Consider the following 26395-nt stretch of genomic DNA (forward strand, 5'->3'; position numbering starts at 1 on the left):
TCATGCCGGGAATGGAGTACTCCACCGTTAGCAAGATTTATGGCCCTCTGATGATTGTCGAGGGCGTCAAGGGAGTGGCCTACGGTGAGGTCGTCGAGATAGAGACCGAAAGCGGAGAGAAGAGGAAGGGACAGGTTCTTGAGGCCAGGGAGAACCTCGCGATAGTCCAGGTCTTCGAGGGAACCCGCGATTTGGACGTCAAAACAACGAGCGTCCGCTTCACCGGCGAGACGCTCAAGGTTCCCGTTTCAATGGACATGCTGGGAAGGATCTTCAACGGTATAGGCAAGCCCATAGACGGCGGGCCGGAAATTATCCCCGAGGACAGGCGCGACGTCCACGGCGCCCCGCTCAATCCAGTTGCGAGAGCATACCCGAGGGACTTCATCCAGACCGGTATCTCCGCCATAGACGGTATGAACACCCTCATCCGCGGTCAGAAGCTCCCGATATTCAGCGGTTCAGGTCTGCCACACAACATGCTCGCGGCCCAGATAGCCAGGCAGGCCAAGGTTCTCGGTGAGGAGGAGCAGTTCGCCGTCGTCTTTGCTGCCATGGGTATCACCTACGAAGAAGCGAATTTCTTCAAGAAGAGCTTCGAGGAGACCGGAGCCATTGAGAGGGCAGTCCTGTTCCTCAACCTCGCCGACGACCCGGCCATTGAGCGTATCATCACCCCGCGTATGGCCCTCACCGTTGCGGAGTATTTAGCTTTCGACTACGACATGCAGGTGCTCGTTATCCTCACCGATATGACCAACTACGCCGAGGCTCTGCGTGAGATTTCCGCTGCTAGAGAAGAGGTTCCTGGAAGGCGCGGTTATCCGGGTTACATGTACACCGACCTCGCCACAATCTACGAGCGCGCCGGCCGTGTCAGGGGCAAGAAGGGAAGCATAACCCAGGTGCCCATCCTGACGATGCCCGACGACGATATCACCCACCCGATTCCGGACCTTACCGGTTACATCACCGAGGGCCAGATAGTCCTCAGCAGGGAGCTCCACAGGAAGGGTATCTACCCGCCAATTGACGTCCTTCCGAGTCTCAGCCGTCTGATGAAGGACGGTATCGGTAAGGGCATGACCCGTGAGGACCACCCGCAGCTCAGCCAGCAGCTCTACGCGGCCTACGCTGAGGGAAGGTCTCTCAGAGACCTCGTCGCCGTCGTTGGTGAAGAAGCTTTAAGCGAGACCGACAGGAAGTACCTCAAGTTCGCGGACAGGTTCGAGAGAGAATTCGTCGCCCAGCGCTACGATGAGGACAGGAGCATCTTCGAGACCCTCGACCTCGGCTGGGAGCTCCTGGCGGAGCTTCCGGAGAGCGAGCTCAAGCGTGTCAGGAAGGAGTACATCCTCAAGTACCACCCCAAGTACAGGAAGAGGGGCTCTTAACTTTCCAACTTTTTAGGTGGTCGAGATGGCAGAACTGCTCAACGTCAAGCCCACCAGAATGGAGCTCCTCAACCTGAAGAGGCGCATCCAGCTGGCCAAGAAGGGCCACAAGCTCCTCAAGGACAAGCAGGACGCTCTGGTCATGGAGTTCTTTACAATCTACGACGAGGCGCTTCAGCTGAGGCGCGAGCTCAACCTTAAGATGAAGGAGGCCTTTGAGGCCATTCAGATGGCCGAGATAGAGCTTGGAACGCTCCGCCTCAAGGAGATAAGTCTCTCGGTGAAGCCCAACAGGGAAGTCGAAATCCTCAAGAGGAACGTTATGGGCGTCTCCGTCCCCATGATAGAGGCCGAGAGCTTTAAGAGGAGTGCCGTGGAGCGCGGCTACGCCTTCGTGTCCAGCTCTGCGAGGGTCGACACCGCAGCAGAGAAGTTCGAGGAAGTCCTTGACCTGGCGGTCCGCCTTGCTGAGGTCGAGGAGACGCTCAAGAGGCTCGCGAAGGAGATAGAGGTCACGAAGAGGCGTGTCAATGCCCTTGAGTACATCATAATCCCGCGCATGGAGGCCACCGTTAAGTTCATCAAACAGCGCCTCGACGAGATGGAGCGCGAGAACTTCTTCAGGCTCAAGAGGGTCAAGGCGTTAATCGCCGCAAGGGGCTGAATTAGGGCTTTTAGTGCTTTTTTAAATCTCTTCTCTCTTATGTAGGTGTTTGTGTAGGCAAATCGCTTAAATATAATTTGTCCGTAATCTCCTTTGGTGATCGGGTGTGGGGGAGTATTTTATTGAGCCCGGGCTTGACCCGCGAAAGGATCACGTTCTCTACCGTGACGAGGAACACCTGGTCGTTTACCTCGGGACGCAGGAGGGGGGAGAAGACGTCGACGTCAACAGCTACCTCATAGTCAGCAGGGGGAAAGGTATCCTGATAGATCCAGGAGGGTACAAGATTTTCTCAAAAGTTCTCGCCAACATCTCCAAATACATAGACCCCCGGGACATCGAGTACGTTTACATATGTCATCAGGATCCCGACGTCGCGGGGAGCCTTCCCCTCTGGAGGGAAGTCAGCAACGCGAAAATAATTGTCCACTGGCTCTGGACGAGGTTTTTACCTCACTTCGGCTTCGAGGACGCCAAGAGCATCACACACGAGCTCCCTGATGAAGGTGAAACGCTCTCATTCGGGGCAACGACCCTTGAGTTCATTCCCGCCCACTTCCTCCACAGTCCCGGCCATTTCACAATATACGACCACAGGAGCAAGTTCCTCTTTACCGGTGACATTGGCATAGCGCTCCTTGACGAGCCATACATCGTTGTCGAGAATATCGAGAGACACATTCAGGCCATGAGACCCGTCCACGAAAGGCTAATGGCCAGCAACAAGGCAATAAAAGCTTGGCTGGACAAGGTCAGGTTCCTTGACGTTGAGGCAATACTGCCTCAGCACGGGGCAATCATACCCAAAAAGTTCATACCGCGCTTTTACGACTTCCTTGAGAACCTGAAGTGCGGCGTTGACCTCTACCGCTGAGGTGGTAGCATGAACATCAGAAGCATCGAGAAGGCCTCAAATGCGCTGGCCCAGTCAGTTCGTATAAAAACGTCCAGCAGGGAGTCCAGTAAAATCGTTGATGAACTTGCAGAGGAGATAAGCGGGCAGTTCCTGGACAACAACCTCGCAATAATAGAGAACATAGAAAAGCTGTCCAGGGTTATGAAAGAGCTCGAAAAGTTCCAGCAGGAGTTTTTACCCTTTTTCCAGCGCTTTGAGGTCTTTGCCAGCGAGTTCAACACCCTTGTTGAGAATCTTGAATACATTTCAAAAATAAGCGATTCAATAGCCAGTGTTGCCAAACAGACAAACCTGGTTGCCTTGAACGCCTCAATCGAGGCGGCCCGTGCGGGAGAGGCCGGGCGGGGCTTTGCTGTCGTTGCCGAGGAGATCAGGAACATGGCCGTCCAAACGATGAACCTTGCCAAGGAGATTAAGGACTTCAACGCCCGTGTTATGGGACAGCTGGAGACACTCCGCGATGCTCTGACGGTCATGGATCGCATTAAGGAGGGCACCGAGATACTGGGGAGGGATATAGAGGTAATGGTCGAGATTAGCTCCGTTTTGGAGGAAATTTCGAGAGAACAGGAAGAGATAGTCAACGACATCAAGAGGCTCAAGGGAATAGCCCTTGCCCTCAGGAAATTCGCCGACATGCAGGATAGGTATAACAAGGAGCTGGCTTCTCTCCTTAGGATGATGGTTAGTGAATACGCAAAGGAGCAAAAGACTGAAGAGGTGTTTGATGATGACTGAAAAGCTGTACTACAAAGACCCCTATCTCAAGGAGACGACAGCAAGGGTAGTTGAAGTTAAAGACCTCGGTAACGGTCTAGTTGAGCTTGTCCTTGATAGGACTATCTTTTATCCTGAAGGCGGGGGTCAGCCCTCTGACCGGGGGCTCATAGAGGGAGACGGCTTTGCAATTGAAGTCACCAACGTCAAGGAGCGGAAGGAAATCTGGCACGAGGGGGTACTTGAGGGCAGGCTTCCAGAGAAGGGGGAGGAAGTTACGCTCAAGCTCGACTGGGACTGGAGATACGAGAACATGAAGAACCACACCGGCCAGCACATTCTCTCCGCTGTTCTCAAGAAGCTCTACGACCTCGACACGACGGGCTTCCAGATTTTCGAGCACTACAACAAGATTGAGGTCAACGGCGAGCTTGACTGGGATATGATTACAAAGGCGGAAATCGAAGCAAACAGAATAGTGGCAGAGGGTATTCCCGTAACCGTCGAGGAGTTCAAGTACCTTCCGGAGGAGCTACTTAAGACGCTGAGGAAGCACGTGAGCAAGGTAACCGACAGGGTCAGGATAGTGAGCATCGGCGACGTTGACAGGACGCCCTGCGGCGGGACGCACGTCAGGAACACCTCTGAGGTCGGGCTTATCAAGGTTCTGCGCTTCTACAAGAAGTCCAGAGACCTATGGAGGATAGAGTTCGTGGCCGGCAACAGGGCTTTGAGGACACTCAACGAGCTCCTTGAGGACTACTGGAGTTCCCTTGAGGAGATGCCCAACAAGAACAGGCCCCTCATCGAGCGCGTCAAAGACCTGAAGGCCGAGATGGGCTCCCTTGAAGGGAAGATTGAGGAGCTCAGGCGTGAGCTCTGGCGCTGGAAGGGCCTGGCCTTGATAGACAAGGCGGAGGAGATTGGCCACTATAACGTCGTTACCCTCGTCGAGAAGTGGCCGATGAAGGACGCCCAGGCCTTCGCCGTCAACTTCGTTGAGAACAACCCCGGCTCGATACTCCTCATTGCCGGAGAAAACTACGTCCTATTCGCGAGGAACGAAGAAGTGGAGGTCTCCATGAAGGAGCTCCTCTCAAAGGTCATCGAGGAGCTTGGGGGCAAGGGTGGGGGAACCGACAACCTTGCCCGGGGAAAGGTGGAAGCCGAGCCCGAAGACGTTCTTGACGTTGCAAAAGAAAAGCTGAGGGAGCTCATAAACTCCTCCGGGGACCAGTGAGCTTTCATTTTTGCCCTTCCGCTTTCTTTAATCCAGCGCGTCTTCCGTTATTCCCAGTTTTTCAAGCACAACCCTCCACTGCTCCTCTGGCACCTTGGGCTTTTTCAGCTCTTCCTCGGCTCTCTCCCTGCTCATCAGCCCGTAGCGGACTAAAGCAGCTATCCTTCTGTGCTCAAAAGAATGGCCGTGCTTTTCCCAGTAGCGCTCCAACGCCGGGCCGAGGACGAGGCAGTTGGTCGTGTAACCCGGCAGCTCTGGGAACTCAAAGGGGAGCTCTTTCAGTATTTCAAAGCGCTCCTCCTCGGTCATCATTGAGAGGAGCCTTATCTGAATCACCCCCCCACTCATGAGCCTGTAGGGGTGGTGGCCGAACGGCAGCTCGTGGCCGGTGATGATGTAGCGGTAGCCGTTTTTGAGGGCGTACTTCCTGAGCTTTTCCATAGTCCTCTTGGAACAGCGCCTGCAGGGGGATTCACCATTTAGCAGGGCCTCTCTAAAGATGTCCGAGTAGTCATAGCGAAGAACCTTGAACGGAACTCTCAGGTACTCAGCTATCCTTTTTGCGTTCTCTATCGCTTCCTCCGCCATGAGCCCGTGGTCTATCATGACTGCTTCAAGCTCCGGCACCTTGTAGACTTCCTTTGCGAGATAGAGCGACACAACACTGTCCTTTCCTCCGGAGTATGCGACTACGGCCCTATCAACGTCCTTCATTAGCTCCTCGAGCTCTTTCCTGATTTTCTCCCCCTCAATCGGGTGCTTGAGATAGACCTGGCACTCCCTGCATATTGGCTTCCCGTCGATGATGTCTATTTTGGCTGTCCTTTCATCGTGGACGCAGAGTGAGCACTTGAGCATGGCGAAAAGAAGGGAGGCGCGTTTTATAAGGCTACCTCCTGTACCTTTCGAAGCCCTTGAGGGTTTTGAGAACCGGCTCAATAGTTTTCTCCTTACCCTTCTTCCCCGCAAAGAGCAGAACCACCGTTATCTGGTCTTCGAGGAGAATGCCATCGTTGTTCCTCGCCATAAACCAGCCGAAGATGGCCCCGAAAACGAAGCCTGCTAACCAGAGGGCCATCACGAAGAGCGTCGTTGATGTTCCTGTTGAAGTGGTTGTCAGGGAAAGGGCCTTGTAAGCCAGCGCGAAGGCAACAATGAACATACCTTCTAGAAGCAGGCTTACCTTAACTGCTTTCTCTAGTATTCCGAAGACCCTGTCATCACTGGTGTATCTTTCAATAATCCTGCCGTCGTGGATGCTATAGACGAGAGTTCTGGAGACATTCGCGCCGCTTCTGAAAGCCAGAAAAGCAAAGAGCATGGCCAAGTAGTCCCAGCGGACTTTCCAGACCCCGTAGATGCCAACTATGATACAAATCAGTGTGAACAGCCTTTCAAGGGTTTTCTTCTGGTTCCCTGGAACGTCAATGCGGAAGGTTCTCCTTAGCGTTATTCCAGCCAGCTTGCTCATGAGTCTGGCCATCATTAAAGCTAAGTTCATGAAGAAAAATGCCAGCAGGAGAAGAATAGCCATAACCTTGGCCAGCAACGTTATCACTGTATTTACTACGCGTTTCAGGTTTTAGCCCTTTTCTGAGAAATAGGAAAGTTAGAGTTCTTCCCTCTTCCTTTTTACAATGGGTGCAACCTCCCGCGCGACCCTCTTGACGCTGAAGAGCGTGAGTGAGTCCATTCTCTTGAGCTGTGCCAGGAGGCAGCCGCTTATCCTGACGTCTATGTATTTCTTTGCCTCCATCACTGTCTTGAGGAGCTCCCTAACGCTCCCGGCCCTTTCAAAGTCCAGTCCGGCCTTCTTAAGCCTCTCCACGTTGAGCTCGTGGATTGTCAGCGGCTGGAGCATCATCTCGTCTATTCCGAGGGAAGCGGCAAGCTCTGCTATCTTCGGTATATCCTCGTCGTTGATGCCGGGCATGAATATCGTCCTGACGACGGAGCGGACGCTCTTGTCGGCGCCGACTATTCTGAGAGCGTTCACCACGGCGTCGAAGGTGTCGGCGTTGGTTATCTTCAGGTGTTTCTCACGAGTGGCCGCGTCGAGGCTTATCATGACGATATCGAAGTCGAGCTTCTCCCACAGCTCCTCAGTCAAAAGCGAGCCGTTCGTCTGGAGGTCGAGCCTCGCCTCCGGAAACCTCTCGCGGAGCATTCTGTTGACCTCTACTATTCGCTTGCTCAGCAGGGGCTCGCCGTACTGCGAAACGGTGATTGCCTTTGGGTTCTCCCAGCCGTAGTAGCCGGGTTTTGGAACCTTTCCGAGCTTCACCGCAACGTTGGAGTAGCAGAATATGCAGTCGTGGTTGCACGCGGGGGTTAACTCGTAGCTCGGGTGGTGAACCGGGTTTGGGTTGCTCAAATCAAGGCCCTGACACCCCTGGCAGTGGGTTGGGAACTTAAGATCCATGACAAACTCCTTTAACAGCCTCGCCTCTTTGTTCTCCAAAATCTGGGGCTCGACGCCCATCTTTCTCGCGAACTCCTCCCAGCTGTACTTCATTCTCTCACCGGTGGGAGCGGAAAAAAGGGCCTTAAAAAGGTGATTGGTCAGAGAAGTCCCCTCAGTTGAAGGCCGTCAAAGACCGGGCCGTCCCTGCACACGAGGTATTTTCCGAGGTTGCAGGAGCCGCAGACGCCTATGCCGCACTTCATGTAGCGCTCGGCCGAGACCTGGACGTTCCGGTAGTCCATGACCCGCAGGACTGCCCTCAGCATGGGCTCCGGGCCGCAGGCGTAGACCTGGTCAAAGTCGTCCTTCCTTTCGGCCAAAACGTCCGTTGGGAAGCCCTTAACCCCTGCCGAGCCGTCGTCGGTCGTGATAATCACTTCGTCCACGTAGTTCTCGATATCCATCAGTGCAAGCTCGTCCTTTGAGCGGGCGCCGTAGATGAGCGTTACCTCTTTGAATATGCCTTTATACTGTCGTGCTAGGGCGTAGAGCGGCGGAATTCCTATACCTCCCGCCACGAGTGCAGGTCTGTCCCCCCTGAGTTCGAAGCCCCTTCCATAGGGTCCGCGAATCCACAGCCTGTCCCCTTCCTCCAGGCCGAAGAGCCTCGACGTGAACGGCCCGACGCGCTTGACAACGAGCATGTCCCTCCACGCCAGGCTGAAGGGCTTTTCCCCGGCGCCGGGGAGCCAGACCATAACGAACTGCCCGGGCGTAAAGTCAAACTCCCCTGAGAGCCTGAACGCCCGGACGTCCCTCGCGACTTCCCAGGTCTCCTTAAGCTCAACTACCCTGTACATTTAGGCGAACCCCCTTTGGCTTTCCAATAATTTCATCGTCCTCCATAACGACTTCTCCATGGAGAACCGTCATCACGACCTTTCCTCTCAGCTTTCTGCCCTCCCAGGGGCTCCATTTGGCCTTCGTGTAGAACTCCTCGGGTCTAACCCTCCACTCCCTCTTCAGGTCAATCACCGTGAAAGTTGCATCGTTTCCGGCTGCAAAGTCCCTTCCCCTAATCCCGAAGACCTTGATGGGGTTCTCGTGCATCTTCTCAACGATGTCAAAAACGCTGATTACTCCCCTGTTCACGGCGTCGAGGAGCAGCGCCACTTCGGTCTCAAGCCCGGGAATCCCGGCCGCTCCTGCTTCCTTGTCCTCCAGCGTGTGGGGTGCGTGGTCACTCGCTATTATCGGAATTTTTGAGAAGTTTCTCCAGAGCGCTTCAACGTGGTCTTTCGTCCTCAGTGGCGGGTAGACCTTTAGGAGAGGGTTTCTCTCGTAGCCTTTTCTTGTGAGAAATAGGTGGTGTGGAGTAACTTCAAAGCTGACCCACGGAAGGTTTTTATCCAGTATTGCCTCCAGCCCACCTTTCGTTGAGACGTGGCATATGTTCAGGGGCTTCTTGAGCCTCCCGGCGCTTTCGAGGGCTTTATGTATCGCCTTTTCTTCCACTTCCGGTGGCCTCTCCGGCATTTCTCTGATTAGTTCGGCATCCTCAGCGTGGACGCTCAAAACTCCCGGTGCACAGGCGTAGTCGTCCTCAAAGTTTTCCGAGTATATCCCACCGGTTGATGCGCCCATGAAGGCCTTGTAAAAGTCGGCTCCCGCGGTTATCGCCTCTTTGCAGTTGTCCTTCATTAGAAACCCGACTGCGTAGTCGGCATAAGCTTTTTTCTGGAACAGCTCAAGGCGTTTTTTGAACGTTTTTGAGTCCATCACCGGCGGCTTTGTGTTGGGCATGTCAAAGACCGCGGTGATTCCCCCGTGAAGGGCCGCCTTTGTCCCGCTCTCGACTGTTTCCTTCCTTTCCTCTTCGAAGTCCCTGAGGTGAACGTGGGTGTCTATCAGGCCCGGGAGAATTAGATACCGCGACAAATCCAGCTCCTTTTCTCCGGTTAGAGTCCGGGTTGCTATCTGCGATATTTTTCCGTCATCAACCGCTATACTGCCCTCGACGATTCTTCCCCTGAGAACGAACTTTCCTTTTAATACGAGCTCGTGCATTAAAGCCCGCACATGGGTTTTTTGGAGGGGGTTTTAAGATTTTTGCATTATGAAATTGAGAGGAAATGCTTTTTTCGGGTTTCCCCAAGCGTGTCTCAAGATTTTTTCAGAATTGTGGGTGAATTCTAACTTTTACATGATTCCAAAGCCACGTTCATGTCGCATTGTCTCTTTTGAACCCTTAATGCTTTTCTGTCCATGATCGAGTCTTTTTTCCGACAGATCTGTTCTGGTGGTTTGTACACTAACGTAACCCTTAAATATTACTCGAATGTATAGCTTCATGCCATTATACCCTATATATGGCAACACTGCTAAAAAGTGGAAAAGGAGGCCGAATAAATGAATATGAAGAAAACCTGGGGCATGATTGCTGCAGTTTTGTTGTTGTTTAGTTTGATAGCGACCCCAGTGGCCAGGCCAGTAGCTGCCGCAGAGGGCGACAAGGTCCTCAAGACCGTCATCTACTCTTCAACCGGTGCCCTCTTCATGGGTGTCTGGAACCCGAGCTCCAGCGGTTACAGTGACACTTACTCAAGGAGAATTGCTGACCTGGTTTTTGACAGTGGATTCCCCTACGGCGTTGAGGGTCTTCCCGTCCCCTACCACTGCCGTGTGGTCGAATACAAGAAGGATGTAACCGTCCCTGAGGACGCTGTGATATTCAACTCGACAACCGACACCTGGGTCGCCGCTCACGCCGGCGAGACTGCCAAGACCTATGCCAAGATTGAGTGTGACAGGCCCTACTTCCACGATGGCCACAAGGTCAGCGCCGCTGACGTCATGTATAGCCTTGCCTGGAGCTGGGAGTGGATCCACCAGGACGGTGATGACGACCCGTATTACGACGCCAGCGAGGCCGACTGGAGCGGTGACTCCATGGCAACAATCCTCGGTATCAAGTTCGTTGAGCAGACCGACGACAGGATGGTCTTTGAAGTCTACCACAACTACTACTTCCCGCCGAGCGAGATAATGACGGCTGCCTACGTTGTCCCGTTCACTGGCACTCCCTGGCAGCTCTGGTACGCAATGAGCGAGCTCGTTGCCCACAACGAGAAGTACTCCTGGAGTGAGTCCACCGAGGAGATTGAGCAGCTCGACCAGATCAACCCGAAGCACGCCCAGGCCATAAAGGAGGAGCTCCTCGAGCTCAAGAACTCCAAGCCGATTCCGGAGTTCCTCAAGCCCTACATCGAGAACGAGAACGAGGCCATTGCTGCTTACGACTCCATAGCCAAGTTCATTGACGAGCACCACCATGCCGTCATCGGCAATGGTCCGTACTACATTGATGAGTACCAGCCCGAGAACCTCTTCGTCAGGCTCAAGAAGTTCGACAAGTGGACGGTTCCGGCCTTCGCCGAGGGCAAGTACAGGGCCGAGCCATACTTCGAGACCATTGAGGTCTATGGTCTCCAGAACCAGGACACCGCAATCCTTGAGGTCGCCAAGGGCACTTACGACGTCCTCTGGTACCCGTTCCCGGCCTACAGGTTCACAGGCCTAAGTCAGGAGCAGAAGAACGCGATTGACCTTTACAAGAGCACTGCCGCCTTCGGTGACTTCGTCTTCAACCCGGTTCACGACCCGGACAACCCGTATCTGATTACCGCTGGTGACAAGAAGTACTTCAACCCGTTCGCCGTTAGGAAGGTCAGGTTTGCCCTTGAGTACCTGATAAGCAGGGCCCACATCGCTCAGAACATCTTCCAGGGTAGCGCCGGTGCCATGTACACTCCGTGGACATCAACCGAGACTGGTTACGAGTACATCAAGCCGGTCGTTGATGCGTTTGAGCTCTCAGAGCAGCCGGACGAGACGTTTGCCCTCCAGCTGATTGAGGAGGGCATGCAGGAGGCCGCCCAGGAGCTTGCCAAGATGGGCTACGAGCTCAAGAAGGTTGACGGCAAGTGGTACTTCGAGGGCGAGCCGGTTAAGATTGTCGGTATCGGCCGTTCCGAGGACGAGAGGAAGGACGTTGCCCAGTACCTCGTGAGCGTTCTCAAGGATGCTGGCTTCGATGCGGAGGCCCAGATTGTTGACAGGAGGACCGCGAGCGGTATGGTCTACACCAGTGACCCGAGCTCATACCAGTGGAACTTCTACACCGAGGGCTGGGTCTCCTCGAGCAACGTTAAGTTCTCGCCATCTAGGATTATCCAGTACTATTCTAGCATCTGGTATGCTCCAGGCCTTGTTGGCTGGAAGTGGAGCCCGGAGAACACCGAGAGGGCCACCCTTGAGGAAGTCCTCAAGTACCTCGGTGACGGGGACATCGCCAAGGGCCTCAGCAAGCTTGGTCTTGACTACTACAACACCGTGGACAAGATCCAGCCGCTCCTTGACTGGACTGCCGACGACTTTGCTCTGGTAATCTACGCGGGTGAGAACAAGGGCGTTAAGATGGACAGCGAGGACAAGTACTGGGACTTCAACAGGCTCGGTACCGCCATTGGTATCTACGAGAGCTTCAGGGTCTTCACCTACGAGAACTGGGAGTTCTACGCCGTGAACAAGAGGGTTAAGATCGACGTCGTTGACCCGGTTGCCGGTCTGGCTTCTAGGTGGGCACTCAGGAGCGCCAAGCCTGCTAACGTTGAGTCCACCACCCCGACTGAGACCAGCAAACCGACCGGGACTACCAAGCCAACCGAGACCACTAAGCCCACCGAGACCCAGGAGACCACCGAAGAGGGAGGAGGAATCTGCGGACCTGCGGCCCTTGTTGGGCTTGCAGTGGTCCCGCTGCTCCTCAGAAGAAGGAAGTGATTCCTCTCTTTCCCTTCTTCAACTTTTGTTGGGGTACGTATTTTGACATTCTTCGATTCGCTCTTTTGCTTGGGCTTATGGTCGTATGCGTAAAGTATTTAAATAAAGTTTTACAGACAAGAAAAAGACAATGCTCAAAATTGAACCTAGCAGTACAGAACAGTGAAGGAGGGAATTTTATGGGATTTGGAAAATATCTGGTCATTAGAATACTGAATGCTCTTATAGTGCTGACTATAGTTACATTAGTGATGTCCGCCCTTTTCGTTAAAGTGGCGGAAAAGGACCTCCAGGAGACAATAATACAGCGAGTGAATGCTGAGTTCCAGGCCCTCCAGCAAAAGGGGCAGACCCCCGAGGACCCCGACGCCTGGAGGGCACAGAGACTTGAATACTATAGATCCATGTACCACCTTGACAAGCCCTACTGGTGGAGGGTTCAATACTACTTTAAGCGCACGCTGACATTCGACTTCGGAAAGACCAAGAACCCTGTGTTTGGTTCCGAAAAGGACGTCGTGGCCATCCTTAAGACTGCAATTCCCCGCACAATCCAGCTCTTCACGACCGCGCAGATAATAATCATAGTTTTGGGTATCCTCCTCGGTGTAAAGGCCGCCCAGATGGTCGGCAGTCTCTTCGACAGGGCACTTTCAATCATAGCCCTGATAATGAGCAGCATCCCGATGTGGTGGTTCGGGATGATAATGCTGCTCGTGTTTTCGTTCAAGCTTGGATGGTTCCCGTCTAGGGCAATCCCTGACCCGAACCTCACCGGGTGGGCTCACATAGCCGACATCCTCAAGCGTATGACCCTTCCGGTGTTGACAATAGTTATCGTCTCCTTCGGAGCTTGGGCGTGGGTTATTAGGAACATCATGATCGGTACGATGCAGGAAGACTTCATTATGGCTGCAAGGGCAAAGGGTATCCCCGAGAGGAAGGTTATATACGGCCACGCCCTTAGGGCAGCAGCTCCCCCGGTTGTTACGATGATCATCTTCAGCCTCCTCGGTTCCCTTGGCGGTGCTATAATCACCGAGAGCGTCTTTACGTGGCCTGGAATGGGTAGGGTTTACTGGATTGCAATTGAGACCAACGAGACGAACCTCATCATGGGTCTGACATTCGTAAACGTGCTGCTTTACCTCGCGGGTGTTATCATCGCGGACCTTGCATATGGATTCCTTGACCCGAGAGTTAAGGTTGGTGCATCTGAACACATGTGAGGTGACGGGCCATGCGTTGGGTTGACTTTAAACAGTCCCTTTCAGAGTTTTGGAGTGACTTCAAAAGGCAGAAGTCCGGTTTACTGGGTATAGGGTTGTTAATCCTGTTCATCTTTACTGCAGTCGCTGCCCCGGTGTTGACGTCACCTGACATCCCTGATAAATGGCAGGAGTTCTGGCTTGACAACCCTAAGAACGTGCCCCCAGTCTGGGTAAACGCATTTTCCGGCGAAAAGAAGGCCGCCCATTTGATAATCGAGGGTGAGGCCCTCCAGAAGCTCATAACGGAGACCGACTCCGGCTACCGCATAGAAGTTACCTACAACAACGAGTACGATGTTCCGCCCCAGGACATAGTTATAAAAGATCTCGTCGGTAATGCCGACGGAGGCAAGCCCTCAATAACGGTCATGGTTGAAAGGCCCGACGGCAGAGAGGTTACTTTAATAGAGAACTACAAGTTCTCAGGAAAGATTGTCCTCCAGCTCGGTACCCACCCGCAGGTTAGGGCCAACCTCATCAACTGGATTAAGAGCGAGGGCATACAAATTGACCCGCTTCAGGAGTTCCAGTACAGAACCCTTATGGACGCCACCAAAGTAATCTTCGGAAAGTTCAACGAGAACATCCTCGAGCACCCCGAGCCCCTGAAGGGTACTTACAAGTTCACTATACTCGTGAACGTCCCTGAAGGCACTTCCGTTTCCTTTGATGATGCCAGGATTATATTCACGGGTAGAACCTACGGCTGGCTCGGAACAGACTTCAAGGGAAGGGACCTGCTTTCAGGTATCATCTGGGGTTCAAGAGTATCCCTCGTTATCGGTATCTCAGTTGCCGTTGTCAGTGTCCTTATCGGAATATTCTACGGTGTTACGAGCGCGTACCTCGGTGGATGGAAGGACGAGATTATGATGAGGTTCCAGGAGTTCATGGCATCAATACCCAGCCTTCCGATACTCATCCTCATGGGTGCGTACTTTGGAGGCCACATCGCGCTCTGGCAGATAGTCGTGCTACTCGCAATATTCGGATGGGTCGGTATAGCGAGGGTTGCCAGAAGTATGGCGCTCCAGATTAAGGAGCAGACTTACGTTGAAGCTGCCAAGGTTCTGGGTGCCGGTACAGGTAGGATAATCTTCAAGCACATGGTTCCACAGCTCCTTCCGTATGCCTTTGCCCAGATGGCACTCAGCGTTCCCGGTGCCGTGCTTTCAGAGGCTTCACTGAGCTACCTGGGTCTCGGTGACCCGACCGCGGTTACGTGGGGGCAGATACTCCACGATGCACAGACGGCCGGTGCGGCAGTGAACGGTTACTGGTGGTGGGTTATCCCGCCCGGACTTGCAATCGCCCTCGTCGGACTGACGTTCGTGCTCATAGGTACCGCCCTCGACAGAGTGCTCAACCCGAGATTGAGGAGGCTGTGAGGTGGTAAAAATGGCAAAACCCGTCCTTGAAGTTCGCAACCTTAAGATGTACTACTTCACCAACAGGGGTGTAGTGAGGGCAGTTGACGACATAAGCTTTGACATAAAGAAGGGTGAAGTCCTTGGACTTGCCGGAGAGAGCGGATGCGGCAAGTCCTCCCTTGGTTTTACTTTAATGGGCATGCCCACGCCGCCTGGAAAGATTGTGGACGGCAGCATCAAAATCGACGGCAGGGAGATAGTCGGCCTCCCCGAGAGTGTGCTCAGGAAGGAGATACGCTGGCAGAAGATATCCATGATCTTTCAGGGTGCTATGAACGCTCTTAACCCCGTTTACACCGTCGGCTACCAGATGATAGAGCCCCTGATCTACCACAAGGGAATGAGCAAGGAAGAGGCGCTCGACAGGGCCCAGAAATACCTTGAGCTCGTTGGTCTCGACCCCGAGATCGTCTACCGCTACCCTCACGAGCTCTCAGGTGGTATGAAGCAGCGTGTTATCATTGCAACCGCGTTGCTCATGGAGCCGAGCGTCGTCATAGCCGACGAGCCGACCACGGCCCTTGACGTCGTTGTCCAGGCCCAGATTATCAACCTCATGAAGAGGCTGAAGAAGGAGCTCGGCCTCTCGATGATATTCATTACCCACGACCTCAGCATCCTCGCTGAGATTAGCGACCGCGTTGCCATCATGTACGCGGGCAAAATCGTGGAGATTGGAGACAGCGAGAAGATTTACTACGAGCCTGCCCACCCGTACACCCAGAAGCTCCTTGCCGCCATTCCAAGGCTCCACGAAGACGTCGAAAAGCTCGAATTCATTCCGGGACAGCCGCCCAACCTCCTCAACCCGCCGAAAGGATGCCGCTTCCACCCGAGGTGCCCGTATGCAATGCAGGTTTGTAAGGAGCAGGTTCCCGAGATGAAGGAAGTTGATAAAGACCACTACGCTGCATGCTGGTTGCTGTGAGGTGTGAGACATGGCCGAGCCGGTACTTAAAGTTGAAAACCTTAAGAAGTACTTCCCAATCAAGAGGGGCTTCCTTGCCAGCCTTCGCGGTGAGCCTCAGCGCTTCGTCCACGCCGTTGATGGGGTAAGCTTTGAGATAGGCAAGCAACAGGTCTTTGCCCTCGTCGGTGAGAGCGGCTGTGGAAAGTCCACCACTGGAAAGCTCATAGTGAAGCTCCTTGAGCCCACGGAGGGTAAAATATACCTGGAGGGTCAGGATGTCACTGAGATTAGGACAAAGGAAGAACTCCTCGCATACAGAAGGAAAGTTCAGATGATATTCCAGGACCCGTTCTCTTCAATGAACCCCAGGTTCAAGATATACGACGTGCTTGAGGAGCCCCTGCTGATCCACGGAATCGGTGAAACGAGGGCTGAGAGGGAGGAACTCATTTACAAGGCCCTTGAGATGGTTAAAATTACCCCTCCCGAGGAGTACGTGGGCAGGAACCCCCACATGCTCTCGGGTGGACAGAGGCAGCGTGTGGCAATAGCAAGGGCCCTCATCCTTAACCCGACTTTCATCGTTGCCGACGAGCCGGTCTCGATGCTTGACGTTTCAATCCGTGCGGAAGTCCTCGAGCTGATGAAGGAGCTCAAGGAGAAGATGGGAGTTACTTACCTCTACATCACCCACGATATGTCCACTGCAAGGTACTTCGCCGACTGGATGGCAGTCATGTACCTTGGAAGGATTGTCGAGATGGGCCCAGCGAAAGTCGTCATTGACAACCCGCTCCACCCGTACACGAGGGCACTCCTGGCCGCGGTTCCAGAGCCGAAGCCCGAGCGCAGGAACATCATCAAGGAGCTCCCGATCAAGGGTGAAGTCCCCAACGCCGTGGACATACCGCCTGGATGCCGCTTCCACCCGAGGTGTATCTACGCCCAGAAGGGTCTCTGCGACACCAAACACCCGCAGCTCATCGAGTACGAGCACAACCACTGGGCGGAGTGCCATCTTGTCGGGAAATACTGAGCCCACACAACTTTTTTATTTTAATTCTCTGTCTCTCGTTGTTGAAGGTGGTACCTGATGAGTAGCTTCAGAGAAGGTATTACGTATCCCCCAATCAGAACTGGCCTGATACTGCTGTTGCTGGCTTTTCTGATGTCCCTTGCCGCCTCTTATAACGTGCTCAGAGAAGACGTTCGAACTGGCGTTTGGGGGCCCGGAACTCACTCCATTGGTGACGAGATTGAGGTGTCTGGGGAAGTTGTGAGTATAAGCCTTGAGATTTCCTCGGACAACGCTTCGGTCAGGGTAATCGCCGATGGTGTGGAAAACACCTACACCCTGTCTGGGAGCAGCGAGAGGTTGGAACTTTCTTCGCCCCCGTCTGTTCTGGTCGAGAACGGGGAGGTCAGCTATTCGTATGCTGTAAAGTGGGTGGAGTACCCGTATTCTTATCTCGGCTTCCTGGCGTTTTTCATCATGATCGTGGGAAGCGTTATCGCCTTTAGGGGGTACCTAAGCTTCATGGAGTCCCTCAAAGAGAAGGCAACGGCAAAGAAGAGGGGGGAGAAAAATGAGGGCTCTAAACTATGATGTCGCTATAAAAACCACCGTGGACTTCATAAAAGAGAAAGTGGGCGATGCTGGGGCGAATGGAGTTGTGATTGGAATCAGCGGGGGCATAGACAGCGCGACCGTCGCGTACCTCGCCGTTAGGGCCCTTGGGAAGGATAGGGTTATGGGGCTCATCATGCCCTACTACGAAAACCGCGATGTTGATGACGCGAAACTCGTCTGTGAGAGCCTGGGAATCGAATACGAGCTGATAAACATAAAGCCCATCGTAGATGAGTTCGAGAGGGCCGTTGGAGGGCTCGACACCCTGAGCAGGGGGAACGTAATGTCAAGGACGAGGATGGTTCTCCTCTATGCCCACGCCAACGCCAGGAACTACCTCGTCCTGGGTACCTCCAACCGGAGTGAGTTTCTGACCGGCTATTTCACCAAGTGGGGCGACGGGGCGAGCGACTACGCTCCGCTCATAAATCTCTACAAGACAGAGGTCTGGGAGATAGCAAAGCGTCTGGGAGTTCCTGAGGGGATAATCCAGAAGAAGCCCTCTGCCGGCCTCTGGGAGGGGCAGACCGACGAGGACGAGCTGGGAATAAGCTACCGCCTCCTTGATGAAATCCTGTGGCGTCTAGTTGACTTGAAGATGGAGAAGGGGGAAATAGCGAGGGAGCTTGGCGTTCCAGTTGAGAGGGTAGAATACGTCGAAGGCCTCGTGAAGAAGAGCGAGCACAAGAGGAGACTCCCCATCGGGCCAGAGTTCTGAGGTGAGCGCATGAAGAGGGGCTACATTCTCGTTTTTCTCGCTGCGTCTATGTGGGGGACTCTCGGTATCTTCGCCAAGTACCTCGACGGCTTTGGCCTCAGCCCGTTCACTATGGTATTTTACCGCGTCCTTTTTGCCCTGATACTCCTGGGCATGTACCTTAAGCTCAGGGGTATCGGGCTCTCCATTGAGAAGGGAAGGCTGAAGTTCTATGCCCTTTACGGGTTCTTCAGCATATTTCTCTTCTACACGCTCTATTTCTACACTGTAACTATCTCCTCGGTCTCCTTTGCTGTCCTGCTCCTCTACACCGCGCCGGTGTACTCGATAGTCCTGGGACGGCTGGTCTTTGGGGAGCCGATGAGCAGGGAAAAGCTCGTTGCGCTGGTCATGGTGATGGTTGGAGTTGTCCTCGTCAACGGTTCTGGGGCTGAATTTTCCGCCAGGGCGCTTGTATTCGGCCTCCTTACCGGGCTGACCTACGCCCTCTATGGGGTTCTTGCAAAGCTCGCCGTGAGAAAAGAAGAGCCCGAGAAGGCCCTCTTCTACACCCTGCTTTTTGGGTTCTTCTTCCTCATCCCGTTCTCTGACTTTAGCGTTCCGACCGGTGCGGTCCCCTACCTCTTCGCACTGGCACTCTTCCCGACGTTCCTCGGCTACGTCCTCTACAACCACGCTCTGAAGGAAGTGGAGGTCAGCAGGGCAAGTATAGTCGCAACTATAGAGCCCGTTGTCGCAATACTCCTCGCATACATTCTCTTCGGGGAAAAGCTTACGCTGTCCCAGGTGCTTGGTGGGGCCCTCATAATCGGGGCCTCTGTGCTGGTTCACATCAAAGAGGAGAAGGGCTGAGGGACTCAAATGTAGAAGTACCTCTCAAGCTCCCACTCCGTCACTTTTTTCGTCTTAACCGGCAGTCCTTCACTCTCAAGGTAGGTCACGTATTCGCTCCATTCGTTCTCTTTGTAGGCGATGAAGTTTCTGTACGCCTCGCCAAGGGCGTCTCTCACAATCCTGTCCTTTTTGAGTTCTTCGAGTGCCTCTCCAAGGCTTCCGGGCAGGGTTTCGATTCCCCGCCTGTTTCTTTCTTCCTCGGTCATGTTGTAGACGTTGCCCTCGACGTATGCATCGGGTTCGAGCTTTCTCTTTATTCCGTCGAGTCCTGCCATCAGAACCGCGGCTATTGCCAGATATGGGTTGGCGCTGGGGTCCGGGCACCTGTACTCTATCCTCGCCCCGCTGTTCTGGAAGGCTGGAATCCTCACGAGGGTGCTCCTGTTTCTGTAGCCCCAGCTGATGTAAACGGGGGCCTCGTAACCGGGAACGAGGCGCTTGTAGCTGTTCACCGTTGGGTTGGTTACGGCGGCGAGGGCCTTTGCGTGCTTCAAGATTCCGGCTATGAAGTGGATTGCAGTCTCGCTCAGTCCGTCTCCCCCTGCGAAGGCGTTCTCTCCGTTCCTCCAGAGGCTTATGTGGAGGTGCATCCCGTTGCCAGGGAATCCGTAGAGGGGTTTTGGCATGAACGTCGCGTGGAGGCCTCTCATCTCGGCTATGGCCTTGACGAGGTACTTGAAGCTCACGAGGTTGTCCGCGGTCTTTAGGGCCTCGTCGTAGCGGAAGTCAATCTCGTGCTGAGCTTTGCCAACCTCGTGGTGGAGTGCCTCAGGCACGAGGCCAAACGACGGCATGTAGAGTGCTATTTCTCTCCTGAGCTCCCTCGCCTTGTCGAGCGTCACCAGGTCAAAATACCCTCCACTGTCTGGTATGTGGAGCTCCCACGTGCCGTTCTTCTTGAAGAGGTAGAACTCCGGCTCTGGCCCTATATATGCCTTGAACCCTTCCTTTTCGAGCCTTTTGAGGGTCCTCCTCAGGACTCCTCTGGGGTCTGCTCCGTAGGGCTTTCCGTCCTTGTAGATGTAGCCGTAGACCCTTGCTATTCCTTCCCAGGGGACTTCTGCGTACGTGCTGGGGTCTGCCTTAAAGATGAGATCGCTGTCTTCTATGCCCTGGAACCCTGGGATGGAAGAGCCGTCAAAGGCTATGCCGTCCTCAACGGCCTCTTCGTACCTCTCGATGGGAATTTCCAGGCCCTTTGGGACGCCGTTTATGTCCACGAATATGAGCTGTAAGAACCTCGGCCTGGTGATATCAACATTTGGAAATTTTGCACTTATGTTCATTTTTTCATTCCTCCTTTGCTTAAACGTCTAATTATTTCCGCCTTTTGGTGAACAAATACTCCTAATTAACCCTTTCTCCTGGATTTTTGAACACGTGACAAAAAACGGCCGGCGTGCTTAATCTTTTTGACATTAAAATGCATATTTTGTTGGTTTCCAGCTGTTCTTTTGACAAAAAAATGCTAAACAACGTTTATCTGTCTTGCCCTGGATTAACACCTGTATGAACCCTGAAAACTCAATCCTAAAGGAAATCTACCGCATAAACAGTCATCTTCCTGCAAAGAGACCGACCCTTGCCCAGCTCCTTGAAGAGAACAGACCGTCGGTCAGGCTTAGGGACGGGAGCGAGCACTCTTTTAGACGCGCTGAGCTTGAGCGCATCAAGGGTTTGCTAGATCCGGGTGAGGATACTCAGCTCCTGCTCCCCATAGTCCTTGAGATTGTGAGCGACTTCAGGGGCTACTTCCGCGTCAGGGGAAAGGTTGCCGTCAAGGTGATAGACAAACTCCTCGGTTCATACGACCCCTTAGACGAGCCCGTGGAGAGGCTCTACCCGAGGTACCTGCTTTCGAGGGTTAGACGTGAGCTGCCGACGACAACGACCTACGCATTCATAGCGGAGTGATGGGTATGGACGACGAGAGGGTGTTCCTAAACTACCTCATCTTTACGGTGCCCCAGGTTACCGTACTTGTGGGAGCGATTTTTGGAATCCTCGTGCTTGTTGGGGTAGAGACCCCAATTGTCCTTGGGATTTTTGCGCTCCTTTACGGGGTGATGCTCCTCGCGGTTGCCCTCATTGCCAGGGAGCACTTCTCAGGCTTGATGTTGTATTGGCTGTTCTTGTTTTTCTCCATCGTTCTGGCCCTTTCGGGCGTTGGCATACTGGTCTATAACAGGTAACGTTTTATATTTTCCAGTTGTATAACTTTAAGGTGATGCTGATGCGGAGAATTTCTTCAGTGACGCTCATTGTACTGGTATTGCTGGCGATTCTGCCTCTGACAGCCGCTTCTTCGGACCAAGTGATTCAGGTCATAGCGGGGGACTACTCGGATGGAAGCGTCGTTGTTCTGAATCCCCACAGGGTGAACTACAAGCTGGCTTCAGTGAGGGAGGTCTGGGTTGAGTCGCCTGACGGAAGGCGCGTGGAGGGCTTCAATGTAACGATATCCCCCCGTGTGGTTCAGGACTGGGGGCTGGGGGAGGGAATGACGTTTAGATACAACGTGAGCTGTGCCCCAACGGTAGCACCCGGGGGCTATTCTCTAAAAATTCGGTTTCTGGGGGTTCTTCCTACCGGGGAGCTGTCAATATTCATTGTCTCCGTGCCTTTAACCGTCTTGGAAAGCCCGCTTCACTTTGGAGACGTTAACGTTTACACACTCACAGGGAGCTGGCCCAGGGTTTTTATTGGGGGCGAGCTGGTGGTGTATTCCTCGGTCTATAACATGGGTCATGTGGCCGTTAATGGGACGGCTTTTCTGACAATCTCTCGCGGCGGGAAGACCTACGTAAGCTTGAGTAAGGCCATTGTCTTTGAGCCTGCTTCAGATTCTACTGTGCTCTTTAACGTGAAACTCCCCTACTCTCTCGGGCAGGGGGACTATACCCTAAAATACGTCATAAAGACCCCGCGGGGGACGTTTTCTAAGACCTTGACTTTTTCCCTGGAGTGGGGGGTTTCCCTTCTGGGCGTTTCCCTTGAAAAAGACAGGGTTTATGTTGGAGATTCGGCCGTCGCATACGTCTCTGTAATGTCTCAGCGAAATATACCTGCCAATCTAACGGTCCGGTTCATCAATGATAAAGGGGAACACGTGGACACTTTGCTCAAGCAGCTTTCCCTTGGGGAGGGTTCCTTTGTCTTTGAAGTGCCTCTTTTTACAGAGGCTCCCGGCCGCTATAACATATCAATCTCCATAGGCGTCGGTGAAAATGTTATCGGCACAGCGTCCGCAACCTACGAAGTTGTTGAGGCCCCCAGGATTTCCTCGGTTGTCCCAGTGTACTCAGAGGAGAACCTGGAGTTTCGTGTCATGATTTCAAACCCCGGCGCCGCGGCTTCGGGTGTTATCTCATACCTGCTCCGCTTCGAAAACGGTACTGTGTACAAAGGCTCGAAGGTCATTGACGTTCCATCCGGGAATTCCACCGTTGTCTTTGTGTTTCCATCGGGTGCCGGTGACGTTGAGTACACCTTCAATCTCTCCGTCGGCGGCCGCGTTAGCTCGGCGAGCGGGACGTTTGAGCAGCCCTCTCCCCCAACACCGGGACCTGCTCCCACAAACACTTCAACTACGCCTGTAGAGAACACCACTTCGAGCTACACTCCATCAAACTCAACGGGTGCGCCGACGTCCGGTGGGTTGTGGTGGCTGTTCGCAGTCCTGTTGATTACTGCACTGGTCGTGAGTGGGGCGTATTGCATCCACAGAAATCAGGCAGGGAGAAAGCGCCGGGGGAAGCGTGGGCCAAAACGTCGCTCTCCTCTCGGGAGATTCAGGAGGCCGAGGCCTCCTACGTTCTGGGAAAGGGACTCTCTCCCCAAAAAGAAGTGACCAAACCTTTTTATTCTCCCTTTTCTACTTCCTTACGGCGAGGGGGTCGGGGGCTCTCGGGGTACTCCCGAGGAAGTTCCGCCCACCGCACCGGGGCCGCGGTGCCGCAAGGCACCTCCCGAGAGGGAGGGCAACGGCGCAGAAACGACACGGCCCCCGGGAGATGTGAATGACGCGTGCGAAGGGCCCGGCGACGGGTCCCGAGCTAACCCGCAGACAATCCCGGGGGATGCGGTGAAACGGCCGTCCCGCGGGGTGCAAGGCCGAGGGAGGGGCGATGAGTTCCCGGTGTGAGCCCCGTGGTAGGCCGCTCAGTCGAATGCCCCCTTGATACAGAAGGCGGGCTACGACCCCCTCGCCAAATCAATAGATGAAACTTCTACGAAGACCAAGAACGCGTAAACTATCGCGCTCAGCGGGTCGAGGTAGCTGAGCAAAGCGGCGTCTTTGACCTCGACCTTTTCAGCCCGTCCATGTAAAGGTAGGGAGCGAATACAGTATGCACGAGAACGAGAACCGCTATTGCCCACTAGACCGGGTTTCCGACGTTTTCAACGGCCACGAAGGGGACTAAAACGGCAGAAGCTACCGCCAGCTGGAGGAACGTCAGGCTTTCGCCGTCAATCTCCCTGAGGAACCTGCCCAGGTTTGGGATTAGAGCATAGAAGAACGCCGCCAGGAATGCAAGGACTATTCCTATGAAGTCCCTGTCCGAGCGGCTGATTTTCTGGACGATGTTATAAGGAGCAGTCCAGCAAAGGCCATCCCGATGCCGGCTATTTTCCGCCTGTCAAGGCCCTCTCCGAGGAAGCGCCACGAAATCAGCATCGCCAGGACGGGAGAAACGTAGTAAACGAGGACGGCGTTGGCTATGGTAGTGTAGTTGAAGGCGGTAAACAGAAAGGCCCAGTTAAGAGCTAAAGACGCTCCCAGTGCCAGCAGGTGGAGAGGCCTCTCTTTTAGCTTGCCCAGCGTGTATCCCAGCTTTTTCCTGAACTTCCGGATTGGGAGGAGGACGAGCACCCCAAGCGAGACCCTTGCAAAGGCCACACCCAGTCCGGACAGGCCGGAAAGTCTGCCGAATACCCCGACGCTTCCCCATATCAGCATTGCGACCGCTATCTGTGCCTTTGGGTTTATCCTCATTCCAGGGAGCCCTCCCACTCCTCGTACGCTTCCTTCACTTCCTCCTTTCTGAACTCTGGAACCGCGTCCCTGAACGGGTCGAAGCGCTCAAGATTTTTCTCGTCACCCCCTATGTACGTGGCCACCAGCCCAACTTTTGAGTGAAGGCTTGAGGGCAGGCGTAGGATTCTCTTGATGTCCACGGTAACCCTTCCGTCAAAGTATGCCTTTGAGAACGTGCTTGATATTGAGAACAACCGTATGAGCGTTTTATATCCCACCCCGCTCGGAAATGCTGCCAGCAGGCCCTTCTCAACGAAGCTTTTGACTATCTGCTCCCTGCTCTCCTCGCTCAGTATCTTTCTTGCGAGGCCTTTCTTTATCCCAGCACTTATTAGATGGTTCTCGTTGGCCCTCTTTATGAAGTAGCCGAACCGGAGCCTGAAGGTTCTGAAGTAGCCGCTCGACAGCATAATCCTCCGGCTCATGACGTCCTCAAATGTCACTTCCTCAGAGGTGCTGATGTATGCGAGAATCCTCTCCCTCGCTTTGGAGTCCAGCCTTAGCGCCCACTCGTCAAGAACCCTTATGTGGTATCCCCTGCCCGAGTAGACCACGTGGACGTTCTCAAAGCCGAAGTCCTCCTTCAGGACCACCAGCGTGTCCTTCGCCAGCTCCTTGGCGTCCTCAAGGCAGATTGGACAGACCTGTCCGCTCGGGTGCCTGTCCATACACCGCCTTAAGGGCAGGTCTTTGGCGTCTATGTCGAAGACCAGCTCCGCACCTAGCCAGCCCTCCATTTCAGCCGGCTCCCTGTAGAGGGCAACCGAAGTGTAGACCGCGTAGGGAGATGTCGCCTTGATGTAGTCCTCCAAATCCCTAACATCGGCGAAGACGTTTTTCCTGTCGCTCGGCCCTTCTCCCGTATGGTCAAAGCCAAACTCCCGCTTTTCGAGCTCCTTTAAGATGAACTCTGGTATCATCTCTGCCTTCCACTCACCCTTATAGTAGAGCTCCCTTTCTTCCCTGCTGACCTCTCTGAGGAGCTCAGCCACTTTCCTCACCCCCTTGAGCCTCGCTCCGCTCTTCCCTCGCGAGCCTGCGGAGGTAGTAGGTCAGCGGGTTTTTTACTCCCCTGCAGTGCTTGTCCGGCTTGCACAGCTGGGGCGCGTTGGCGCGTATCTTGTCGCAGTTCGGGGGGAAGTACCAGGTTGAGTTCCCGCTGTCCTCAAGGGTAGGGCTGTCGGTGAGGCCGAAGCCGAGGTGGTACCAGATGTTCTTAATCTCGTGGGGCTGGTCTTCGAAGAGGGGTGGTTTACAGCGGTTTCCGGCCTCGATGATAATCGGTAGAATTTCCTCCTCAATGATTCTCAGGTCGCTCACGCAGTCCTTGACGCGGACGTCCCTTTTTGGCGGGTTCGGACAGAGGCGCGCGTAGCTGAGGAAGCTCGTTAGGAGGACGGTAATCGCGTAGTTCCTCATTCCCGCGGGGACGCCCTTCAGGGCCTCCTTTACGCACGGCGGGAAGAGGTCGAGGCGGAGCGGTTTGGCGCCGACTTTTCCAAGCTTCTCGAGCCTCTCTTTGAAGTACTCTCCCGCAAGTTCCTCCAGCTTTTCTCTCAGCTTCTCATAGAACTCCGGTAGCTCGTCCCGCACCTCTGTGAGAATGCTGACCGCCCTGTCGAACCGCCTCTCGAAGGCCATCTCCCAGAGCCGTAGTGTTTCTTCCCATCGGAGGTACGCGTAGCCCCTTCTGATGTAGATCTCTTTCAGAGACCCGTCCCACAGTTCGATGAATTTGCTCAGGGGCATTCTGTATTTCAGCTTGAGCTTCTCCTTATCCTCTTTCGGCAGGTTTCTGTCCATTGCCCTCTCAAGTATCTTTCTATCTCTTTCCGGAACTTCCTCTGCCGGCTCAATTTCTAGGAGGCTCCCTTCAAGTGAGCCTTTTCTCTCTATCCGCGCGCGGTAGAGCTTCGCGGTGGCCTTTCTCACGAACTCAACTTCAATGCCGTACGGTGAAAATGCGAGGGCCCCCAAGAGAGCGTAGAATCTGAAGAGGTCTCTAAGCTCTTCGAGAGCATCAATCTTGAGGAGCTCGGCGGGGGGTTCGCTCGAGTCAGTCATCCATCTGACGAGTGAAAGGGCCTCATCTACACCTATGCTTGAGGGGATTCTCTCCAGGAGCGTTAAAATGTCCCCAAACTCACGCCGTATTAACTCCTGTGCCTCCCTTCCAAAGGGGTCGGGCATGGTTTCACCTTCCAGTCACTTGGGGTTATCCAATAAAACGTTTCCCCTTCTATATATGGCCGCGCGTTGGTTCTCTGGTTTTGGGGTATGTTCCATTGCAAATCTTCCATCGGATTGCAGTTTATTTCCATTATCTT

At 54.0% G+C, this 26395-nt stretch carries 25 protein-coding genes and 1 other RNA gene; 17 read left to right on the forward strand and 9 right to left on the reverse strand.

The genetic code is table 11. From position 1 onward, the window contains the following. Positions 1-2 precede the first annotated feature (2 nt). The 5 genes from TEU_RS03090 to TEU_RS03110 all read left to right on the forward strand — a co-directional run bounded on the left by TEU_RS03090 (position 3) and on the right by TEU_RS03110 (position 4931). Positions 3-1394 carry an ATP synthase subunit B gene (locus tag TEU_RS03090; RefSeq protein WP_050002397.1) on the forward strand — a complete coding sequence of 464 codons (1392 nt, stop codon included), beginning with the start codon at positions 3-5 and terminating at the stop codon, positions 1392-1394. 25 nt (positions 1395-1419) lie between these two features. Then, the gene (locus tag TEU_RS03095) at positions 1420-2058 is read left to right on the forward strand and encodes a V-type ATP synthase subunit D (protein WP_050002398.1); all 639 of its coding nucleotides are present in this window, start codon (positions 1420-1422) and stop codon (positions 2056-2058) included. 106 nt (positions 2059-2164) lie between these two features. Continuing rightward, complete coding sequence (locus TEU_RS03100; protein WP_050002399.1) at positions 2165-2932, forward strand: oxygen-binding di-iron domain-containing protein; 768 nt, start codon at positions 2165-2167, stop codon at positions 2930-2932. A gap of 9 nt (positions 2933-2941) precedes the next feature. Further along, positions 2942-3712, forward strand: a complete 771-nt coding sequence (locus TEU_RS03105; protein WP_050002400.1) for a methyl-accepting chemotaxis protein — start codon at positions 2942-2944, stop codon at positions 3710-3712. Beyond that, positions 3705-4931: an alanyl-tRNA editing protein gene (locus tag TEU_RS03110; RefSeq protein WP_050002401.1), complete on the forward strand. Its 1227-nt coding sequence runs from the start codon at positions 3705-3707 to the stop codon at positions 4929-4931. Before TEU_RS03105 ends, TEU_RS03110 begins: the two co-directional genes overlap by 8 nt. 27 nt (positions 4932-4958) lie before the next feature. On the opposite strand, the gene TEU_RS03115 is transcribed toward TEU_RS03110, so the two are convergent. From TEU_RS03115 to TEU_RS03135, 5 genes are read right to left on the reverse strand one after another with little or no spacing between them, the layout of a single operon-like run. Then, positions 4959-5789, reverse strand: a complete 831-nt coding sequence (locus TEU_RS03115) for a 7-cyano-7-deazaguanine synthase (protein ID WP_050002402.1) — start codon at positions 5787-5789, stop codon at positions 4959-4961. A 31-nt stretch (positions 5790-5820) separates the two neighbouring features. After that, entirely contained in the window at positions 5821-6489 is a 669-nt protein-coding gene (locus tag TEU_RS03120; protein ID WP_227738761.1) for a hypothetical protein, read from the reverse strand. Between the two features lie 51 nt (positions 6490-6540). Beyond that, a complete protein-coding gene (locus TEU_RS03125) occupies positions 6541-7446 on the reverse strand; it encodes a radical SAM protein (protein WP_050002404.1) in 906 nt (301 codons plus the stop codon). 47 nt (positions 7447-7493) lie between these two features. After that, on the reverse strand, positions 7494-8195 hold the full coding sequence (locus TEU_RS03130; RefSeq protein WP_050002405.1) for a dihydroorotate dehydrogenase electron transfer subunit: 702 nt from the start codon (positions 8193-8195) through the stop codon (positions 7494-7496). Continuing rightward, positions 8179-9402 carry a dihydroorotase gene (locus tag TEU_RS03135; RefSeq protein WP_050002406.1) on the reverse strand — a complete coding sequence of 408 codons (1224 nt, stop codon included), beginning with the start codon at positions 9400-9402 and terminating at the stop codon, positions 8179-8181. Before TEU_RS03135 ends, TEU_RS03130 begins: the two co-directional genes overlap by 17 nt. Before the next feature lie 348 nt (positions 9403-9750). Here TEU_RS03135 and TEU_RS03140 point away from each other — a divergent pair, with 348 nt between their 5' ends. From TEU_RS03140 to TEU_RS03175, 8 genes are all read left to right on the forward strand, one after another. Continuing rightward, a complete protein-coding gene (locus TEU_RS03140; RefSeq protein ID WP_050003925.1) occupies positions 9751-12177 on the forward strand; it encodes an ABC transporter substrate-binding protein in 2427 nt (808 codons plus the stop codon). A 179-nt stretch (positions 12178-12356) separates the two neighbouring features. Further along, on the forward strand, positions 12357-13406 hold the full coding sequence (locus TEU_RS03145; protein ID WP_050002407.1) for an ABC transporter permease: 1050 nt from the start codon (positions 12357-12359) through the stop codon (positions 13404-13406). An 11-nt stretch (positions 13407-13417) separates the two neighbouring features. Continuing rightward, positions 13418-14836, forward strand: a complete 1419-nt coding sequence (locus TEU_RS03150) for an ABC transporter permease (RefSeq protein ID WP_050002408.1) — start codon at positions 13418-13420, stop codon at positions 14834-14836. A 10-nt stretch (positions 14837-14846) separates the two neighbouring features. Then, complete coding sequence (locus tag TEU_RS03155; RefSeq protein ID WP_050002409.1) at positions 14847-15806, forward strand: ABC transporter ATP-binding protein; 960 nt, start codon at positions 14847-14849, stop codon at positions 15804-15806. A gap of 10 nt (positions 15807-15816) precedes the next feature. After that, positions 15817-16824: an ABC transporter ATP-binding protein gene (locus TEU_RS03160; RefSeq protein ID WP_050002410.1), complete on the forward strand. Its 1008-nt coding sequence runs from the start codon at positions 15817-15819 to the stop codon at positions 16822-16824. 57 nt (positions 16825-16881) lie between these two features. Further along, on the forward strand, positions 16882-17394 hold the full coding sequence (locus TEU_RS03165; protein ID WP_050002411.1) for a hypothetical protein: 513 nt from the start codon (positions 16882-16884) through the stop codon (positions 17392-17394). Continuing rightward, positions 17375-18136 (forward strand): NAD+ synthase, encoded by a 762-nt coding sequence (locus TEU_RS03170; RefSeq protein WP_050002412.1) that lies wholly within the window; start codon positions 17375-17377, stop codon positions 18134-18136. Before TEU_RS03165 ends, TEU_RS03170 begins: the two co-directional genes overlap by 20 nt. 9 nt (positions 18137-18145) lie before the next feature. Then, positions 18146-18988, forward strand: coding sequence for an EamA family transporter (locus TEU_RS03175; protein ID WP_050002413.1), 843 nt, complete (start codon positions 18146-18148; stop codon positions 18986-18988). Between the two features lie 5 nt (positions 18989-18993). Here the strand turns inward: TEU_RS03175 and glnA are convergent, their stop codons facing one another. Beyond that, positions 18994-20316, reverse strand: a complete 1323-nt coding sequence (gene glnA, locus TEU_RS03180) for a type I glutamate--ammonia ligase (protein WP_050002414.1) — start codon at positions 20314-20316, stop codon at positions 18994-18996. A gap of 223 nt (positions 20317-20539) precedes the next feature. Here glnA and TEU_RS03185 point away from each other — a divergent pair, with 223 nt between their 5' ends. The 4 genes from TEU_RS03185 to rnpB all read left to right on the forward strand — a co-directional run bounded on the left by TEU_RS03185 (position 20540) and on the right by rnpB (position 23239). Then, positions 20540-20944, forward strand: coding sequence for a DUF61 family protein (locus TEU_RS03185; protein ID WP_050002415.1), 405 nt, complete (start codon positions 20540-20542; stop codon positions 20942-20944). Between the two features lie 5 nt (positions 20945-20949). Beyond that, positions 20950-21222: a hypothetical protein gene (locus TEU_RS03190; RefSeq protein WP_050002416.1), complete on the forward strand. Its 273-nt coding sequence runs from the start codon at positions 20950-20952 to the stop codon at positions 21220-21222. Positions 21223-21254: 32 nt separating this feature from the next. Then, positions 21255-22880 carry a hypothetical protein gene (locus tag TEU_RS03195; RefSeq protein ID WP_144244804.1) on the forward strand — a complete coding sequence of 542 codons (1626 nt, stop codon included), beginning with the start codon at positions 21255-21257 and terminating at the stop codon, positions 22878-22880. Between the two features lie 37 nt (positions 22881-22917). Beyond that, an RNA gene (rnpB, locus tag TEU_RS11415) (RNase P RNA component) lies at positions 22918-23239 on the forward strand. A 337-nt stretch (positions 23240-23576) separates the two neighbouring features. On the opposite strand, the gene TEU_RS11845 is transcribed toward rnpB, so the two are convergent. The 3 genes from TEU_RS11845 to priL are packed head-to-tail and all read right to left on the reverse strand — an operon-like array spanning position 23577 to position 26258. After that, positions 23577-24026: a DMT family transporter gene (locus tag TEU_RS11845; RefSeq protein ID WP_050002418.1), complete on the reverse strand. Its 450-nt coding sequence runs from the start codon at positions 24024-24026 to the stop codon at positions 23577-23579. Then, positions 24023-25060 (reverse strand): DNA primase catalytic subunit PriS, encoded by a 1038-nt coding sequence (gene priS / locus TEU_RS03205; RefSeq protein WP_050002419.1) that lies wholly within the window; start codon positions 25058-25060, stop codon positions 24023-24025. The genes TEU_RS11845 and priS overlap by 4 nt, the downstream gene beginning before the upstream one ends. Beyond that, positions 25053-26258 carry a DNA primase large subunit PriL gene (gene priL / locus TEU_RS03210; RefSeq protein ID WP_050002420.1) on the reverse strand — a complete coding sequence of 402 codons (1206 nt, stop codon included), beginning with the start codon at positions 26256-26258 and terminating at the stop codon, positions 25053-25055. Before priL ends, priS begins: the two co-directional genes overlap by 8 nt. Positions 26259-26395: the final 137 nt, after the last annotated feature.

It is taken from the genome of Thermococcus eurythermalis, assembly GCF_000769655.1.
Classification (GTDB): Archaea; Methanobacteriota_B; Thermococci; order Thermococcales; family Thermococcaceae; genus Thermococcus; species Thermococcus eurythermalis.